General features: G+C 38.0%; 15 protein-coding genes. 10 read left to right on the forward strand and 5 right to left on the reverse strand.

What is annotated here, in order from left to right:
- Position 1: 1 nt before the first annotated feature.
- Positions 2-553 carry a lipoprotein gene (locus HV350_RS10215; protein ID WP_032730749.1) on the forward strand — a complete coding sequence of 184 codons (552 nt, stop codon included), beginning with the start codon at positions 2-4 and terminating at the stop codon, positions 551-553.
- A 9-nt stretch (positions 554-562) separates the two neighbouring features.
- Positions 563-838 carry a membrane protein gene (locus HV350_RS10220; RefSeq protein WP_048260929.1) on the forward strand — a complete coding sequence of 92 codons (276 nt, stop codon included), beginning with the start codon at positions 563-565 and terminating at the stop codon, positions 836-838.
- Between the two features lie 171 nt (positions 839-1,009).
- On the opposite strand, the gene HV350_RS10225 is transcribed toward HV350_RS10220, so the two are convergent.
- On the reverse strand, positions 1,010-2,050 hold the full coding sequence (locus HV350_RS10225) for an ImmA/IrrE family metallo-endopeptidase (RefSeq protein WP_063930100.1): 1,041 nt from the start codon (positions 2,048-2,050) through the stop codon (positions 1,010-1,012).
- Positions 2,051-2,062: 12 nt separating this feature from the next.
- The gene (locus HV350_RS10230) at positions 2,063-2,731 is read right to left on the reverse strand and encodes a hypothetical protein (protein WP_016240049.1); all 669 of its coding nucleotides are present in this window, start codon (positions 2,729-2,731) and stop codon (positions 2,063-2,065) included.
- 329 nt (positions 2,732-3,060) lie between these two features.
- On the opposite strand from HV350_RS10230, the gene HV350_RS10235 reads away from it, so the two are divergent.
- Together HV350_RS10235 and HV350_RS10240 are read left to right on the forward strand one after the other, a co-directional pair.
- Entirely contained in the window at positions 3,061-3,261 is a 201-nt protein-coding gene (locus tag HV350_RS10235) for a hypothetical protein (RefSeq protein ID WP_016240050.1), read from the forward strand.
- Between the two features lie 21 nt (positions 3,262-3,282).
- Entirely contained in the window at positions 3,283-3,786 is a 504-nt protein-coding gene (locus tag HV350_RS10240) for a hypothetical protein (protein ID WP_016240051.1), read from the forward strand.
- 26 nt (positions 3,787-3,812) lie between these two features.
- On the opposite strand, the gene mobQ is transcribed toward HV350_RS10240, so the two are convergent.
- On the reverse strand, positions 3,813-5,324 hold the full coding sequence (gene mobQ, locus HV350_RS10245; protein ID WP_032730747.1) for a MobQ family relaxase: 1,512 nt from the start codon (positions 5,322-5,324) through the stop codon (positions 3,813-3,815).
- A 1,657-nt stretch (positions 5,325-6,981) separates the two neighbouring features.
- Between mobQ and HV350_RS10250 the strand changes: the two genes are divergently transcribed.
- The 5 genes from HV350_RS10250 (at position 6,982) to HV350_RS10270 (ending at position 11,037) form a co-directional block, all read left to right on the forward strand.
- Entirely contained in the window at positions 6,982-7,491 is a 510-nt protein-coding gene (locus tag HV350_RS10250) for a hypothetical protein (protein ID WP_063623202.1), read from the forward strand.
- Positions 7,492-7,517: 26 nt separating this feature from the next.
- A complete protein-coding gene (locus HV350_RS10255) occupies positions 7,518-8,039 on the forward strand; it encodes a hypothetical protein (protein ID WP_001548708.1) in 522 nt (173 codons plus the stop codon).
- An 83-nt stretch (positions 8,040-8,122) separates the two neighbouring features.
- Entirely contained in the window at positions 8,123-8,446 is a 324-nt protein-coding gene (locus HV350_RS10260; RefSeq protein WP_001548707.1) for a conjugal transfer protein TraD, read from the forward strand.
- 335 nt (positions 8,447-8,781) lie between these two features.
- On the forward strand, positions 8,782-9,345 hold the full coding sequence (locus HV350_RS10265; protein WP_071845384.1) for a type 4 pilus major pilin: 564 nt from the start codon (positions 8,782-8,784) through the stop codon (positions 9,343-9,345).
- Positions 9,346-9,507: 162 nt separating this feature from the next.
- Entirely contained in the window at positions 9,508-11,037 is a 1,530-nt protein-coding gene (locus HV350_RS10270) for a prepilin cleavage protein (protein ID WP_181630418.1), read from the forward strand.
- A 126-nt stretch (positions 11,038-11,163) separates the two neighbouring features.
- Here HV350_RS10270 and HV350_RS10275 read toward each other — a convergent pair whose 3' ends face one another.
- Complete coding sequence (locus HV350_RS10275) at positions 11,164-14,124, reverse strand: DEAD/DEAH box helicase family protein (protein WP_181630420.1); 2,961 nt, start codon at positions 14,122-14,124, stop codon at positions 11,164-11,166.
- Positions 14,125-14,133: 9 nt separating this feature from the next.
- Positions 14,134-16,020, reverse strand: a complete 1,887-nt coding sequence (locus HV350_RS10280; protein ID WP_181548343.1) for a site-specific DNA-methyltransferase — start codon at positions 16,018-16,020, stop codon at positions 14,134-14,136.
- A gap of 194 nt (positions 16,021-16,214) precedes the next feature.
- Here HV350_RS10280 and HV350_RS10285 point away from each other — a divergent pair, with 194 nt between their 5' ends.
- Positions 16,215-17,603: a SpnT protein gene (locus tag HV350_RS10285; protein ID WP_089614581.1), complete on the forward strand. Its 1,389-nt coding sequence runs from the start codon at positions 16,215-16,217 to the stop codon at positions 17,601-17,603.

Genomic DNA, 17,603 nt, shown 5'->3' on the forward strand with positions numbered 1-17,603 from the left:
TATGCGTAAATTTTTACTCGTGGCGGGTCTTGCTGCTCTTGTATCGGGATGCGGTGAAAAAGGCGACTTTGAGAAAGCGATCAACGCAAAAATATCACAATCAAAGCTGTGCTACTCCCTGCAGGACAACGATATTGTATTCAACAAAGGTTTTCCGATTAAGGTTAACCGTGGCTACCGTTCTGCCGGATACAGTGCCAGTGATGAAATCCTGAAAGGACTTGCTGAACAAGGGCTGCTCACTGTTTCACAACAGGCAAATGGGTTTAGCAGTGTCGATGTTCTGGAAGTAACAGACAAAGGCCAAGCGGTTGAGTTTTGGGATCGTAAAAATGGTGCCTGTATTGGTCATCGTGCGGTTGCTGAGATAAAGGAATGGACTGAACCGGGAAACGGTAATCAGAAAATTGTTCGCGTGTCTTATACATGGAAGTTGGCGGATGTTCCTGCATGGGTGGACAAAAAAGCGTTCTCCAGCGTCAAGGGTATGAATGAACCTGAAGACGGCATGATTAATCTTGTTAAAACCAGCAATGGCTGGAAAGCGATCTAAGGGGCTATCATGGAAAACAATACCATCAAGTGTCCATTTTGCCTGAAAGAAAGCCAAAGGGGTGTCCATGTCTGCACCGGCTGCATGGCGACGGTTCTGTATGGAACCTTCCCCGGCTGGTATGCTTTCGTGGTTATATTATTGGCCTTCGGCCTGTCTATACTGATCGGAATGTCTACAGGTATGGCGGGAGCTACTATCAGCCTACCAATCATTGCTGCTGTTGGGTTTATAGCTGGTAAGGCGATATTCTCTGATAATGTTGTGTTTAGAAGAAGGATGTAATCAGACTTAATACAGGAAACCATACCATTGACTTATCTAGGTATGGTTTTTTTGTATGTAAAAAGTTGAAACTGATACAACAAACAATTACAGACAGACTGATCTGTGCCATAAGTGGACAATGCTAACATCTTGAAATGCTAATCTGTTAGCCTCACTTCATTTGAACATTCAGATACTTTGAATCAAACCAAATCTGAACAACAGATTAGAAAGCTCCCCTACAGGGATATTTAGCTGGCGAGAAATCACCGGTAAGGTTATACCATCATCAGCTAGGGCGTCGAGTAATGAGTCAATGATCATAGATCTTTCTCGCTCCATTACTTGATCCTCTCTCAATCTAAACCCACGTGCAGAAGCTTCTCTTACAAGATTATTATATTGCCAAGTAGTTAATGCTCCCGCTTGCCTCATACGGTAAATAAGAGCAAAGGTAGATACTTTCCAGTTATGACGAAGTTGAAGCACGGCATCTAAAGATGGATTGCGCATTTTTGCAGCTAGAATATTCTCTTTTGGCATTAAAAACGCTGAAGCAAATTCATTAGCCTCAATTTCAATATCCTTGCCTTGAGGTGTTCCATGTTTATGCAGAACCAAATGCCCCAGTTCATGAGCTGCATCAAATCTACTTCGTTCAGCAGTTTTTTGGTTGTTCAGAAATACATATGCCTTTCCTGCTTTCCAAAACGAATAAGCATCAACTTCCGCTGTATTTTCTGATAATGAAAATACTTTAATCCCATTCATTTCTAACAAATGAACCATGTTAAAAATGCTTTTACTGCCAAGTTTCCAGTAATCACGAAGTGCTCGTGCAGCTGATTCAGGTGTTTCGCCTCTTAAATCAATTAGGTTGAGTTCTGGTAATTTAAAATACTGTTCAAAATAGTCACTAACAATCAATCCGAGTTGACCTGCACCAATTGCTGCACCTTCCTGTGCAGATGTCATTTTCTTCAGAGAACGAAAAGATACTGTAGAAGGATCAATTGATTCAATATCTTCACCGAAGAAAAAATCGGCAGGATATTTTAAAACATCTACAAATGAAGCTATAGTTTGCTCAGATGGCTCATATAGGCAATAATCTTTCTCATAATCAACGATCATTCTCAAAGAAAGCCCTGCTTTTTTTGCTAAGGCTGTCATTGTTAATCCTCTTCTTGTCCTTGCAAGTTTAAGGCGCGAAGGGTTAAATTTTGCCATGTGATATCCGAACTACTCGTTTCTAATAACTGTGAACGCAGGGGTTTCGTTAAACTCTTCTTTAAGAGGGATAACTTTATTAACAAACGGAATCGCTTCGAAAATGTATCGTTCCTTCCATGAAGCTATTCGCGTTTTACCAGCAGAATTGCTCATTCCATCGGGAATGGATAATTCATAGCGCACTTCTTTATTACCATAATCGAAAAAGTAAAGGAGAACAAAGTTGATCATCGAATCAACAGGTTCTGATGCGACAATGGGAGAAATCCCTTTTTCAGGATTAAACAATTCAAAGTTTTCACCGACCAGAACTTCAGTAGCAGCCCCTTTAGGGTTTTTGCTCTTGGGATTCCCATCTAAAAGACCAGTGTACTTGTCGCCACTCATAACGAGAATATTTAACCCTTTATCCTTGTTATGAGTCAGGTTTAACCCGCTAACAAATGAAAAGCTCCATTCTTCACTATCAGTAAGCAATTCACGGCGCAAGCCACGAATAACCGCTCCCCAAGCACGAGACCCCGGATCTGTTTTAGCATCTAGATCAGTACTTTGTCTGATCTCCAGAAGACCATCTTCTATAGCTGCTTGAAGTGCATACTCGCTAATCCCATATTTAGAAACATTGGCAATTGCCTCATCACCAAAAACTACCTTACGCTGCATTTGATTGTTCATACGGTTCTCGCATCACTCGTCACTTCCTGATTTTATACCTAAAATTAGGGGGTAAATCAAGAAGTGAACTGATGATTTTTACAGTATCTATGTGTAAAGACTAAGAGCCTATCCTATTAGCCTATTTAATTGGTCATTTTGAAGCGAGGTGGTGCTCAAAATCCTTACGTACTACCTGTACGCTCCGGGATTGAAGCGTTGTTTGTGCTTAAACTGCCTGCAACAATTACGCCTAGCCTAATGGATAGGCTCTTAGTAGGAAACTGTATAAATAATTGACAAAAAGAGATTTTTGGCTTAAATTTATTTAAGAGTGATAGGAGGTTATTATGTTGAGTTTAAAGCCTAAAGAACATGAAATGCTTCTCAAGCGTGGTGAGCACATTGACGAATCGGACCTGATCAAAGCACCTGTTTGTGATGGCACAAGAGAAGAGCGTTTACAGTCTCTTCTAGAGTGGCAACGTCAGGTTGCAAAAACAGTTCTTGGTGAAGAGCAAGAGGCTACCCCTCACCTTTTTTATAAATAATCTATTATACGTTAATTTACTATGCCTGCTATCGTTTATTATCATCCTGATTTTATTAGTGGTAATTATAGAGGAGAGAAATTTTGTGATTTCTCACTCTTGACTAATGATCTTACTTCTAATTGCGAAGCTGGTCTTTTAACACTATTTGTTCTTGATGTAGAAGATGGAAAACTTCTTCGAGGGAAAAATAAGCCGTCTTGGACTGATACTAATGGTGATGAAATATCAATCCTTATAGGATATAAAGCAGGCGGTCATTGGCATTATCATATTGGACCATATGATCCTAACTCAACATCTACCCAAGCCAAGATCCGTGATTTAAATATATCTGGGGCAACATCTGCAGCAGTTATTCATTACAGATGGTATGACCCTACAACTAAGAAAAAGCTAATAATACTATCTTTTGGTCCGAAACACCGTAAATTTCCCAAAACCAGAGAGTTGCCTAATCATTTGACTTCTCGGGGTGGGCTTATCAGCTTTGGTAAACTAATCAAAGCTATAACTGATAAATGATATTATAGTTTCATTCTGTTATAGCTCTACGAATCTCTACTTCGTAATCCCGGTGGCCTGAACTTTGGATAGCTATCCTTTCCCATCTGCTCAAGTGGTACAGACGGGGTGAGATTCTCACTTTGATTGTGTTCTGCCTGATCCTGCTTAAGACGGCTTGGGAAACGGGTGATCTCGTCAGTCGTTGGCTTGTAGTCATCTTGGTTAAACTTAGCTCGTTTCTCATATTCAGGGCGTAGAACATGACGGCCTAATACCTCATCAAAGACATAGTTTTCAGCAATACGTTTATCATGTTCTTCACTGATAAGATCATTTTGGGATTTGTTTGCTTTAGCCCATACAAACTTCTGCTTAAAAAAATCTATGACAAGAGTTGTGAAGCGTTTAAAAATATTATCCTGACGTGGAGTAGTCTTATGCTTTCTTGCACGGTCAGGGGCGCTTCTGGATGCCCTGTTTGGGTTTTGAGAGGTGGATGTTTTCAAAATAGTATTTGTTTCATAATCAGAAATACTGACCGATGGTTTCTTACCAGCAACAACCTTACTGACTTTGGATTTATCACGATAGGATTTAACGCCACGCATACGAGTATGAGGAGCTGGTGCTACCAGTAAAGGTCTTTGTTCGTCATTTGTAGAAGAGCTGGATCGCGTTTCAGGTAAAACAATTTCTTCTGGTTCAGCAAGATGTGTAATCGTGAAGCTTCTGACATCAACGACGATTTCAAGATCAAGTTCGCTGAATGTTTTGTAGACTTCAACAGCTTCTTGTTTAGCAGCGTCACGAACAGCCTGTTCTGCTGCTCTTTGCTCTTGTGCTGCTTTACTACGCCATTTGGCACTATGGATACGCTTCATTGGAGGACGGTTTGTTTCAGCGGCTTTAGCAAGCCATAGTGCTTGTTCTTCATTGTCCAGAGCAGCCGCCGCTTTTTCTAATGCCTCTTCGTGCTGGGCTTGAAGGGAACGATGATCAATACGTTCTGGCGAACCAGCAGCAGCGAGGTAGCTGTTCGCCATAGATGCCCATGATTCACGCCACAACACAGACATTTTTCTGTCATTCCAGCTTCTTTCTTTTTTACCAAACCCTTCCGGGCCAATGGTTTTTAACGTCAACATAACGTGAGCATGTGGGTTGTCGCTATCGAGATCATGGAAAGCGATATCAGCAATCATACCTTTATCAACGAAATTTTTCTGACAATACTCAAGGACAAGTTTTTTCTTTTCATCATTATTTAACTCGGTAGGAATGGAAACATCGAAATAACGGGCTGTTTGACCATTGTTCTGGCGCTCAACTTTTTCCACTTCATTCCACAATGCTGTAGAATCTTTTACGATGTGTTCTGGTGCGTTAGCTGGAGCTAATATGAAGTGCCCATATAAATCAGTACGGCGACTGTAATCATACGTATCACCTGTTCTTTCATCTGTTATACGTGTACGAGCATGATAGGCAGCCTTCGCAACGGAAGACCTGCCTTCTGAACGTTTCACAATTTTAAAATCAAGATGAAAAATAGCCATACAATAAAAACAACCTCAATATAAATTTAAATATCAAACCAAAATATAACTCTCCAATGCGACTATGCTGGTTTTAGTTTTTCGCAAGAAAAACTCTGGTGTTGACGTTGACCTTGTTTCCGAAGGAAACGGTGTTAGCCTGCGGCAGGCAACCGTCGGTAGACCCCACACACTGCGTAGCAGTGTATAGGTGGGCATTGCTTTATTTTTATATCTCCTAAAGGAGCTAAAAATAACGACAATGTATAAAGCTTTTCTATAGTTAAATAATAACGCTAGTTTTAATGTCTGTGAAATTAACGGGGCTAGATTCGGATGAACGGCTGAGGTATTACACGAATCTTAATGATTATGGTTTTAGAGAGCGCCCGTAAGGGCAAAAGAGTTAATTTCCCTCCCGCCGTAAGGCGGGAAAAGCTAAATGCACTAAAACAGACTTATAACGACAGTTTTTTTAAAAAAATGGATGGTGTAGGTTCGGACTTAAAATAAGAGTGAAAAAGCAAAGGGTGAAAAATAAACCATAAGGAAAGAGAGTCAAGTAACGTGGGGAATATTAGATGATTTAGGTTAATGATTTTGATTGTATATGTTGCATGATTACATATAGAGCTTGTTGCATTTTTGTGCAGAGTCTTGTAAACACCATTTTTGTTATCACCTTTTGTATCATAACCATTTGAGTTATTGCTGATTAAACAGTAAAAATCAAATAAAAATCCATGAGATCATATGTTAAATGTGTTTTTTGACGAAATATATTTAAGTTTGTCTGGTCTTTTTTATTTTTAATAAAGTTAGGTTGTTTTATTTGACAAGTAAAATGTTGTGTTGTAAATAAAATAAAGATACAAAAAAAGCCAACTTATCAAAGTTGACTTTTTAAGGACTAAAAAAGTTTTGCCGACTTTTGAAGCCTTGTAATCAGTTAGAGGAATAACGTGATTACAAATATAATAAAGTATTAAATAATCTTTTCATATTTGTCAAATCTAAATCTCAACTTTTTATAAGCTTTTCAAATACCATTTCCAAAAACATTTTAGTCTTCAAAAGCAATAACGTTAAACCTGTGTATCAGGTCTAAGAATCTTTGGACATCATGTGTTAAAAACTGTTTTGTTCTTAGGTTATTGTAGGTGGCATATAAACGGGGGGAAGTCGGTAGCCACCAACTTGAAGCGTTCATCTAAAATCTATAAAGCGGTAGTATAATTTTCTTTAGTAAAACGAGAAAATGCTTTAAATGATCATGATGTATCCGTAGGAGTCCGATGGGGTGTCCCAGTAATGGAAACGTGCTGGAACTCAATAGCTACGGTGAGAATCGCCAACCTGCGAACCTAAAAAAAATATTACAATAGTATTTTTTTACGGGGGGTTAGGGGGGTGAAGCTTGCAGAAAAACTAAGTTTTCCTGACGGAAAACTACTACGACTGAAAGTCGCTATCTAAAACCCCAGAACCTAATCTAATAAAATTCTAGTACTACTAGTACAAAAAAATAATTTTAAAAATATCAGTAGGTAGGTGCCATTTCATCAAGGCACTAACGAAAGATAAGTAGGCTTATAAATTAAATATGGTGCATGGATTAATTTGAGTTTTTTGTTTTTTAATTGTATTAATTAAAAAATATAAATAAAAAGGTAATGATATGGAAAGTAAAACAAAAAAACTAAGAATGGGATGGATACAAAATCTTACTGAGAATGAAAAAAAGATAATAGATGATTTTCTGGAAGAAGCCGCTAAGTTAAAAGGTAAAGCACTAAATAAAAAAGAAAAACAAACTGTCAAATTTATTGCTCGTGATCAAGTCCGCTCGATTAGAAAAGAGCAAAAATCAAAAAAACAAAAGAAGAGTAAAGTTGATATGGAAAAAAAAGAAGATGAAACAATTAATACCATATCAAATAATGCGGATGAGCAAGGAAGATTAAAGATACTATCAGCTAAAGAAAGAGATTTTATCAATAATGCCATATATGAAGAAATGAAAATTAAAGGTAGAAAGCTTGTAAAATGTGAAATGAAAGAAGTTTTAAAAATCGCTCGAAAAAAGATCCTCAACAATCGTATATCTTGTCAGATCAAAAAAGAAAGAGACAAAGAACGTCATGCAGTAGTGTTTGAGTGGAAAAGACCAGAAACCTTCCGTCGTTAATCGGATATAATAATAGTGAGGGATATATGAATAAAACTAAAACCAAAACAAAAAACTTGAAAGAAAGTGAGTTTATAAGATATATAGAAAACAATCCTGTTGTCTCAACGGCTTTATGCGAAAAATATGGAATATCTACTGAAACAATTGCCTATGCTTTATATGTTCACAGCAATAGTTTTTTTCTTAAAAACGACTACGTTCAGGATGACATTCACTATGATATAGTTAAAAATAATTTAATAATAATAAAGCCCACGCTCAAACAATATTATAGAAGAACAAGGCAAGTGGATTATAACGGATGTACTTTTTTATCAGGCATTAAAGAATATCAAGACTATTGTATTTTGTTGACGCTTTGCTGCTATCATTGGATAGCTGATGTATTTACTGTCTATGATCATAGTGAAGGGAGCCAATTTGTTGTTGATGTTGCCAATGATCTTCTGAAAAGGAGTATAGATCATTTTTCAGTAGAGCATGAAAATGTTATCAACTGCTTTAACATTTTAAAAGAAAAGTTCCCATCGTATAAAAAGAAATAATAATCCAATTTTTCAAATATCCTCATTGACTAACATATATATAAGAAATATATATGTATCATGGAACTATAAGAGGATAGAAAATGAGTGATATTTCAGATAAAGAGCAAACCAGAAAGAAACCACGAATAAAAAAGACACTGGAGCAGCAATTAGCATCTGCTCAGATGCGTTTAAATCGTTTGCAATATAAGTCTAAGAAAGAAGCTAAACAGATAGAGACACGTCAGAAAATAATTTTAGGGGCTGAAGTTGCCAAGGCTCTTGATTGTGATGTTTTTACGGTGGATAAGGATCTTGTTTTAGGTATGCTACTAGAGATACCCCACCTACATCCAGATGATAAAGAAAGATTTAAAAGAAACGGAATGTTATTTCTGGCTAGTATGAAAGGCCGAAAAACTTAATGGAATATAGAAGTCATTGTATAAGTATAAAATGTTATATGTATTCAACTTTCATTGAATTAAATTTGACATTATTTTATATTAATTGTATTTCATTTTATCATCACAGATGAATAACTCCATATTCAAATCTTGTAAGCTGTGGTGGTATTTAATAAAGTCATGGGGGTATCCTCCCGATAAAGCGACCGTAAGTGAACACGGTCTTTTTATTTTCTGTTAAGTAATCCGCTTATCGGCTACTTTGTATATAATATTTTTTAAGTGGTTGCGTTTATTTTTAAATTTATTATTTTCTTTATATCATTTTATTAAACAATGGAGATATAAAGGAAATGAAAAATACAGTATTAATTAAAAAAATAAAAAGTAAAAAAGGTTTCTCACTTTTAGAACTATTACTTGTTCTTGGTATTATCGCAGCGCTAGTGGTAGCAGCATTTATCGTATATCCTAAAGTGCAAGCATCACAACGTTCACAAGCTGAGAGTAATAACATCGCAACAATCCAAGCTGGTGTTAAAGCCCTTTATACTTCCGCTTCAAGCTTTACTGGTTTGAATAACTCAGTAGCAGTTCAAGCGAAGATCTTCCCTGACAACATGTTAAGCGGTTCAGGTAACTCTGCAACACCAATCAACGCATTCAAAGGTGCTGTAACATTAGGTGTAGCTAACACTGGTCCATCATCAGCAGCAGGTTCTTCTTTCACAATTACTTATGATAACGTACCAGCAGCAGAATGTACTAAGATCATGACAGCAACAGCAGGTAACTTCTACATTGCTCAAGTAGGCTCTACAACTGTTAAACCAGCAGGTGGAACGCTTGACGTAGCGGCAACAGCAGGTGCTTGTTCTGACGCTAACAGTAATACATTGATCTTCACTTCTATTTAACAACAATGTTTTAATAAATTATTTTTTTTGGCTCCTTATTTAAAGGGGCCTTTTTTATCATTTATTGGTTTTTATTCTTCTATATATAGTTCTTCTTTCATCTTGATTTTTGTTTGTTATTTGATAATTAATTAATACGTGAAAATAAAAAGGACGATGAAAATGAAAAAAGGATTCTCTTTACTAGAATTAACTCTTGTTTTAGGTGTTGGGACGATGGTGGCTTTTATGAAGTTTCAGGATATGAAAAATGAACAGGAGAGTATAATGGCTTCTACTGTCGGTCAACAAATGAAACAGATCGGTGAAGCAGTTAATGGCTATATAAATATCCGTTATGATAAATTATCAACCTTATCCAATGCTGCCGGAACAGGAACCGATCCGGGTCCAAGAACCTGTTCAGGTTCAGTATGTGAAATTACTTACCAGACATTGATTAACGAAGGTTTACTACCTTCAGCCTATACAGGCACTAATGCTAATAAATCCTCGTATAAAATCATATTAAAACGAGATGGAACTTCACCTAACTATGTTATTAATGGTCTTATAACGACATCGACGGCATGGATTGAAGGCGGAAAAACACGTTATGATTTATTAGGGAAAGCCATGCAAACAGCGGGTATTGATAGCGGAATGACCAGAACTACATCAAATGCTTTTGGTTATGGTGGTCAATGGTCAGAAACTTCTGCCAATTTCAATAATATTACCTCTGCAGGGCAATTAGCTTTCCGTGTAGGATTTAATAGCGCGTTATATTCTATCTATCTCCGTAGAGATGGAACCTTACCCATGACCGGAAACCTTAATATGGGTGGTCAAAGCGTTTATAATGCTCAGAATATAACTGCGAATGGAACAACTACAACAGGAATATTAAAAACTAATGCTGCTGCTACAGTTGGAACAACATTAAATGTAGCAGGCGTAACTACTTTAAGATCTGATTTAAATGTTCATGGAAATGGACAAATATATGGTAATTTAAACTCAAGTAATACCGTTTCTGGAAAAACTGTAATATCTCGTGGCGATACCTATACTCAAAACTGGTTCAGAATATTAGGTGATGGAGGTCTTTATTTCGAGAAATATGGGGGAAGATTAACCATGCTAGATGATAACACTATAAGTGCTGGAGAATCTAACCTTAAAACTAATTCTGTATTATATGCAACTGAAATTTCTTCTGGTAATATAAATTCTGCTGGAACAGTAACTGCTGAAAGAGTAGATGTTGTTGATTACGTATGGGCATCAAGAAAGATCAGCTCTAACTATGTTTATTCTACTGGCAATCTTGATGCTGATGGTCAAATAAACGCTAATACATTTGTTTATATAAATGGAAAAGCGAATGTAGGATGGGGATGTTCTCCTAATGGATTACAGGGAAGAACGTCAGAAGGGGCTATTTTATCTTGTGTTAATGGTGTATGGAGAGGATCAACAGGAAGTCCAGTAATAAGAACAGCATCTGCCTCTGCTTATCGTTTCCCCGAAGCTGTTGCTTCTTGCGCTGGTTCAGAAAAAGTTGTAGGTGGAGGCGGTCAATGTAATACAGCAGAAGGATATGTTTGGTTAACGGTCTCCAGACCTAATGGTGATAACAGTTGGTATGCAGGATGTGATACAACTAAAAATATTACAGCTACTATAACTGTTTATGCTATATGCCAATAATATTAAAAACTAAACAAATGTAATAAAAATTAAATAAACAAGATTTCTATTAACTCACTGAATCTATTAAGCACGGATATTCTTATGATTTTTTAAATGGCCTCCTGAAAGGCCATTTTATATAGTTTAGAGGCTACCCATTATTTCTGTAAGATCTGTAGCTCTAACATATTTTGCTGCATTACTCTGTTCTTCTTTTAGGGCACTAAAATGCGCTGTTCCACAGGCTATCTTCGCATCTTCTTCATGACCAAGACCAATGTGTTTACTTTTTGTCTCTACAACAAAGTAAATATGTTCTTCACCATTGTCTTCAATAACTAAGGCCCAGTCAGGATTGTAAGTCCCTAATGGTGTCGGGATTTTAAACCAGCCGGGAAGCTTCACATAAAGCTTAACTTCATCCTGTTCTTCGAGTTCCTGAGCGAAACGGCTTTCGACTTCAGAATCTTTAGGAACATATTCGTAAACGCACTTAAATGAGGTTTCGAAAAGATTACGGGCATATCCTGTTAGCTCTTTATCAATAAAGAGACTTTGCGCATACACCTCTCCTTTTAGTGGATAATATTTAATACCGTCAACAATTGACAGGCGTTTGCAATAGTTGATTCGACTTATAGCTTCACTGATAAACTGCTGTGGGTTTTTAGCAAAATCAACGAGTTTTCCACTCTCTTTAAGGATGGTGCATAAACTGCGTCTTGTCAGGCCCGTTTTTTCCTGTAGAACACCAAGAACATCTGGCAGTGGCTGTTCTTCAACATCAATAACAGAGCTTGTCGTCCCCTTTGACTGAGCTTCAACACCAAGACCTGACTGGCTTTGTTTTATTGTGGCTTTACTGAAACTGACCATTGCTTTCGCTACAGGCTGCATTTCAGAAAGTGATTTCGTACAGGATTTAATCAATTCATCTTCATCAAATGCCAGACGGTACAGCGTTTTTTGACAAATGCGCTGCCATAACGCTTCGAATTCCGGGCTGTTTAAGACTTCTTTCCGGTATTTGATTGTTTTACGCTCATCAGCATTGTTTATATTGAGTCGCCCTGCTGATTTACGTAGGATAGATTCAATTTGCTCCTGAAGGGTAAGGAACTTTTCGCTAACAGTAAAAGTGCCATCGAAAAGAGTCTCTTTCAGTGTTTTGGTGATTTTCCCGGTTTTTTCCAGATAACCTTCAGCATGTAGTTCAGACCATATCTCCTGTGAAGCGATGATACCTACAACTTGTGAGGAATCAGAGAAGATCAGATGGGCAAACGCATCTTTTTCGATGATACCAAAACGGATGCCTGTTTCGTTCTCAATTTCGCTCTGTAGTCGTTCGGCATAGGCTTCATAATTTTCACTGGCAACTACAGTCAGAATGTTAATGCTGTCATCCCGGACACGCTCACCATCTTGGTTAACACACAGGCGAAGCCCACGGCCTAATGTCTGACGGCGTTCGCGTTCACTCCCCATCTCACGAAGGCTACAGATCTGGAATACATTTGGATTATCCCAGCCTTCTTTCAAAGCAGAGTGTGAAAAAATAAACCTCACTGGATTCGAGAAACTCAAAAGCTTCTCTTTATTTTTCATGATGAGGTTATAACCACGTTCAGCATTTTCACGGCCTGTATTATTGCTTTCGCTTGTTTCAGCCCACGCACCTTTTTTATCAATGGAGAAATAACCATCATGAACGTCTTTAGCATGTTCTGGATGAGAAGGGAGTAAATCTTTATATGCAGGGCTTTTGATTGCTTTAAGATATTCTTCTTCAAAGATACGGGCATATTCACCCGGTTCACGTACTCCTTCTTCATTGGTCTGACGATATAAATCAACCTTATCAATGAAAAACAGGGTAAGAACCTTGATTTGCTGAGCATTCAGGCGAAGTTCTTTATCCAGATGTTCACGGATTGTACGTCTAATCATATGTCGCTGGATGAGCATCGGGTCAATATCACCCACGACATCACCCACTTGCATATAGTAGGTATTAGAAGGCGTCTCCAGTGTAAGATAACCCTCTTTGCCCGTTCGGATCTCGCTTATCCGGTAACCCTGATAAATATCACGTCCTGTTTCGTCATCAAGTGTCATACCGTCATATACGGTAATCTCTGAACGATCTACGTTCCCTTTTTTATCGGCTATATCAACAAGAACAGTACCGCTGATAACATTTTTCTTACTATTAATACTGACCAGTTTCACATAAGGGCTGTTGCTTGCATTCTGGACTTCAAGCCCGGCAACCTCGATCTGTTTGACCAGTTTTTGGTTGTAAGCATCAATGGCATCAAGGCGGTACACCATATGATGTTTATGCACATGCGTTGCTGAATAGCGTAAGGTGAACATGGGATGCATAGCTTCAAGTGCGGTTTTACCTGCACCATTCAAGCCACCATCAACACTTTGCGGCTCATCTACGATAATAATCGGACGTGTAGCCCGGATCAGGTCAATTGGCTTATCCAGATCATCAACGGTCGTTTTTTCACTTGACTGATAGAGCTTGTTAACGTCTTTTTTGTTAATCGCACCCACCGTCATTACCATGATCTGCATAACAGAACTGGTTGCAAAATTTCGAACATCCGCAGGTTTTGCCGAATCATACAGATAGTATTCGTATGGAACTCCCGCATACAGGCTTTTGAAATGTTCTTCAGTGATTTGTAGTGTTTTATAAACGCCTTCCTTGATGGCAACGGAAGGAACTACGATGATAAATTTGCTCATGCCATAGCGTTTATTCAACTCAAGCATGGTGCGAAGATAAACATACGTTTTACCTGTCCCTGTTTCCATCTCGACAGTAAAATCATGGCTGTCGAGCATAGGTGAGGGAGGAAGCTGATTTTTCAACTGAACATTGTTTAAGTTTTTCAGCAGAACATCATCTTCGGGTATCTGTGGGTTTACAGGCATTGAACCTGTTGCGCCTTCAAATGAGAGTGCACCCTGAGCTGGGGCCAGCACAGTCATTTCGCTTTCCCATTTTTCCTGACCTTCAAACAGATCGCAGACCGATGTTATTGCGTTTTTCTGGTATGTAAGGTCTGATTCAAAATGTAGTTTCATCTCATTCCCTTACAGGCTGTGCAGGTTAGTCAGGCCGTGTTGTTCCAGAATGGCGCAAAGATTTGTTTTAGCAACGTTATTTTCAAATGCGTCATCAAGGAAATAGCAGACCGTATCTTTGCCAGCTTTTAAACTCTTATGCCAGTCAATGATCCCCTTGGTTAGTTCCTCAACAGAAGAGGCAGGGATTTGTTTAGCAAAGCAGGTAAACAATTTACCACCGTCAACACAAGAAACGGTTAATCCATCAAACTGGCGAACTTCAACGTTCACGCTGAGATCAATACCACGCTTAAGCATCAGTTCAGTCAGCAAGTCTTCTTCACTACGGCCTTCAAGGATTGGGCTTACATAAGCATCAAGCTGTTCTGAAAGGGTTTCTGCTGTGGCTTCCCACGGACGAATGTTAGATGTATCGAGTTTGAAAACACGAAAACCAACATCACCTTTCCACTCTGGATTGTCTTCACGAACCTTTTTACCAGCGCGGCGGAGGCGTTCTTTGGTTAATTCTGATATTGTATAGTATTTTTCATCATCTATTTTTTCAGGTAATTGCACAGCAATATATCGGCGTGAACCACTGTCAGCAATATTTTTATTCAAAGTTGCGTGAGCCGTGGTACCTGACCCTGCGAAAAAATCTAGGATAATACAATCTTTATCATTGGTTGTTGCTAAGTGTAATATTCTATCTAATAATCTCAATGGCTTAGGTGTGTCAAAGAATACAGATTCTCCCTCCATGAGTTTTTTTAGTTCCTGCTTGGCCTCTTGATTATGTCCACATTCTTTATATGACCACCATGTTGTAGGAACAACACCATCTTGGACCTCAGTCAGGAATCTTTTGATTGATGGAACATTATTACCATTTTCTCCAAACCAAATTTTATTTTCTTTACACAATTCTACAAAACGTTTTTCAGAAACCTGCCAGCATCTACTGGCGGGAGGAGTTACAATACGTCCTGATGGTGTGGTAATTGAGTAATCATTAGCCTTGGAATAAGTTTTGACTGATAAATCTACAGACTTCCACACTCCACGAGGGTCATTGTCGGGGTTTTTATATGCTGCATTTTGTTCGTCTGATCTTGGTAGAAAATCTATGTTCCAACCGTTTGAATCATTTTTTGAAGTCTTCCTTTGCTTTGCATAGACTAAAATATGATCATGCATATCACTAAAATATGTTGCATCATTTTGTGGTGAGTACTTTTTTTGCCATACAATATTAGCAACAAAGTTCTCTTCACCAAAAATTTCCGAGCAAACTTTTTTTAAATTATCAACTTCAGTATCATCAATGGAAATGAAAATAACCCCATCTTCTTTCAACAAGTTTCTTGCAAGTTTTAAACGTGGGTAAATCATATTTAACCAATCAGTATGGTAACGCCCACTGGTTTCTGTATTTGTGCTTAAACGTGCTCCGTCTTCTGTCTGTCCAGTAATTTCAAGATAATTTTTCATATTATCTTGGAAGTTGTCAGGATAGACAAAATCTTTACCGGTATTGTAAGGCGGATCGATGTAAATAAGCTTCACTTTTCCGGCATAACTTTTTTGAAGAAGCTTTAACACTTCAAGGTTATCACCTTCGATCATGAGGTTTTTGGTGTTATGCCAATCAACACTTTCATCTTTACATGGGCGTAAGGTGCCACGGGAAGGGGTAAGAGCAAGCTGACGAGCCTGACGCTTACCATGCCAGTTCAGGCCATAGCGTTCTTCTTTTTCGTCTACATTTTCACCCAAAAGCTGTTTTAAAACGTCAAAATCAATGCCGTTTTCATTAAAGGCTTCAGGAAACAATGATTTAAGCTTGGTGATGTTATCAGCAGTGATATTCATTGATTGCAGTTCGGGCATTTCAGGCGAAAGTTTGTTCATTGACCATTCCACGTATCTGTATCAGGTTACTGTGTGATGGGGGATATTTTACGGTAAATAGTGCATTTCATCAATGAACAGCGTGCTACAGATTTCTTTTTAAATCATTATGTTAATGCTTTTATTGAATGTCCTGTCCTCGTGTTAGTACAATTAGCTTTTCTGCGTCTACCAAACATTATCAGGATGTGATGATGGCTAAACTGAACAAGAAACAACTTGCTTTACTCAAAGAAATACCTGCCGATCAACTCATGCAAATAATTTGTGATATTGCAGAGGATAATGGTCAGGCAAAATCCTTTCTTATTAATAAATATCTGTTAACTCCAGAAGAATCACTGAAAAAGGCTGAGGCTGAATACAAAAGGGTAATTAAAACAAAACGCTTTTATGATTATTATGAAGCAGCGATTTTTTTTGAGGGGCTATACAGGAATGTCATATTTCCACTTGAAAAGACGGTATCAACGCTGCCTGAAAAAACCGAGGCGTTTTGCCATGATTTACTGCTCTCATTTGATAAAGTCAGCGAAATTGCTGATACATCAGATGGATCATGGATGGACTATTATAATGGTGCTGTCGAAATATGGTTAAAATCCCTGTCCCTACAAAAAGACAAAAGCATTGATGTTATAGCGGATAAAATAATTTCCGTACTTAAAGGTGATGTGTATTTTAACTTTGATATTTTTGATAAGTATAAAAAAGAACTGGGATACAATGTTATTCGTGTTTTAAGGGAAAGTCTTCTTAAGACAGGTGATGTCAATGGTGCTGTTGAGTTAAGTCTGTATATCAGGGATGTTGATTTCATCAGGCAATGCTTTGAGAAAAGAAAACTGAATCAGCCAGAATATATCATTAAGTTTGCTGAGTTGCTGGTTGATGAACTGTGTACTGAGGAGGCCATTCAGGTTCTCAATAAAATCAAAGAAGATAAATCAGTTGATCAGGCAGGGCTTCGTGATAAATGGACTGAGGTGTTGGCTCTGGCGTTGATTGAAGAAGGCGAGATTCAGCAGGCAAAAACAATTTGTATAGACGGATTTAAGAACAGGTGTGATGTTATTTTTTATAATATCTATAATCGGGTGGAGAAAAATAATGACTCACTGGATTTGTTCTCTGGCATAGCAAAGAAAAAAGGCTTTCCGTTTGTTATTCTTTTCTTGTCCGGGACAGATAGTTATGGAAAACTTGATTCTGAAGTCATGAATGCGAGTGAAAATGAAATCGCAGAGATGATGTCTTTATTACGCGGTTCTTTTGTTCGTACCTTATCGAGTGAGCTTTACAGGCATGGTTATGCATGTTCTGCAACTCTGCTCCGTAGAGTGCTGGCAGAGGACAGTATCAGTCGTTCTCAGAGTAAATACTACACCTATGCGGCATCTGATATGAAAAAAAGCATTGATTACAGTAAAGATATTGCATGGACTGAAAAAATCCCTTCAACAGAAGAGTATTTAAAATCTCTGTTTATTGAGCACAAAAGAAAATACGCACTCTGGGAAATAATGCTGGAAAAAATCGCTGGTTTAGCGATAGAAAAAGATTCAGTATCATATTCAGCATAG

Source organism: Citrobacter sp. RHBSTW-01013 (assembly GCF_013781985.1).
Classification (GTDB): domain Bacteria; phylum Pseudomonadota; class Gammaproteobacteria; order Enterobacterales; family Enterobacteriaceae; genus Citrobacter; species Citrobacter braakii.

What these genes read in the sequence shown, in the direction of transcription:
- HV350_RS10215 (WP_032730749.1), top strand. Translation starts at nt 2, where the DNA reads ATGCGTAAATTTTTACTCGTGGCGGGTCTTGCTGCTCTTGTATCGGGA.
- HV350_RS10220 (WP_048260929.1), top strand. Translation starts at nt 563, where the DNA reads ATGGAAAACAATACCATCAAGTGTCCATTTTGCCTGAAAGAAAGCCAA.
- HV350_RS10225 (WP_063930100.1), bottom strand. Translation starts at nt 2,050, where the DNA reads ATGGCAAAATTTAACCCTTCGCGCCTTAAACTTGCAAGGACAAGAAGA.
- HV350_RS10230 (WP_016240049.1), bottom strand. Translation starts at nt 2,731, where the DNA reads ATGAACAATCAAATGCAGCGTAAGGTAGTTTTTGGTGATGAGGCAATT.
- HV350_RS10235 (WP_016240050.1), top strand. Translation starts at nt 3,061, where the DNA reads ATGTTGAGTTTAAAGCCTAAAGAACATGAAATGCTTCTCAAGCGTGGT.
- HV350_RS10240 (WP_016240051.1), top strand. Translation starts at nt 3,283, where the DNA reads ATGCCTGCTATCGTTTATTATCATCCTGATTTTATTAGTGGTAATTAT.
- mobQ (WP_032730747.1), bottom strand. Translation starts at nt 5,324, where the DNA reads ATGGCTATTTTTCATCTTGATTTTAAAATTGTGAAACGTTCAGAAGGC.
- HV350_RS10250 (WP_063623202.1), top strand. Translation starts at nt 6,982, where the DNA reads ATGGAAAGTAAAACAAAAAAACTAAGAATGGGATGGATACAAAATCTT.
- HV350_RS10255 (WP_001548708.1), top strand. Translation starts at nt 7,518, where the DNA reads ATGAATAAAACTAAAACCAAAACAAAAAACTTGAAAGAAAGTGAGTTT.
- HV350_RS10260 (WP_001548707.1), top strand. Translation starts at nt 8,123, where the DNA reads ATGAGTGATATTTCAGATAAAGAGCAAACCAGAAAGAAACCACGAATA.
- HV350_RS10265 (WP_071845384.1), top strand. Translation starts at nt 8,782, where the DNA reads ATGAAAAATACAGTATTAATTAAAAAAATAAAAAGTAAAAAAGGTTTC.
- HV350_RS10270 (WP_181630418.1), top strand. Translation starts at nt 9,508, where the DNA reads ATGAAAAAAGGATTCTCTTTACTAGAATTAACTCTTGTTTTAGGTGTT.
- HV350_RS10275 (WP_181630420.1), bottom strand. Translation starts at nt 14,124, where the DNA reads ATGAAACTACATTTTGAATCAGACCTTACATACCAGAAAAACGCAATA.
- HV350_RS10280 (WP_181548343.1), bottom strand. Translation starts at nt 16,020, where the DNA reads ATGAACAAACTTTCGCCTGAAATGCCCGAACTGCAATCAATGAATATC.
- HV350_RS10285 (WP_089614581.1), top strand. Translation starts at nt 16,215, where the DNA reads ATGGCTAAACTGAACAAGAAACAACTTGCTTTACTCAAAGAAATACCT.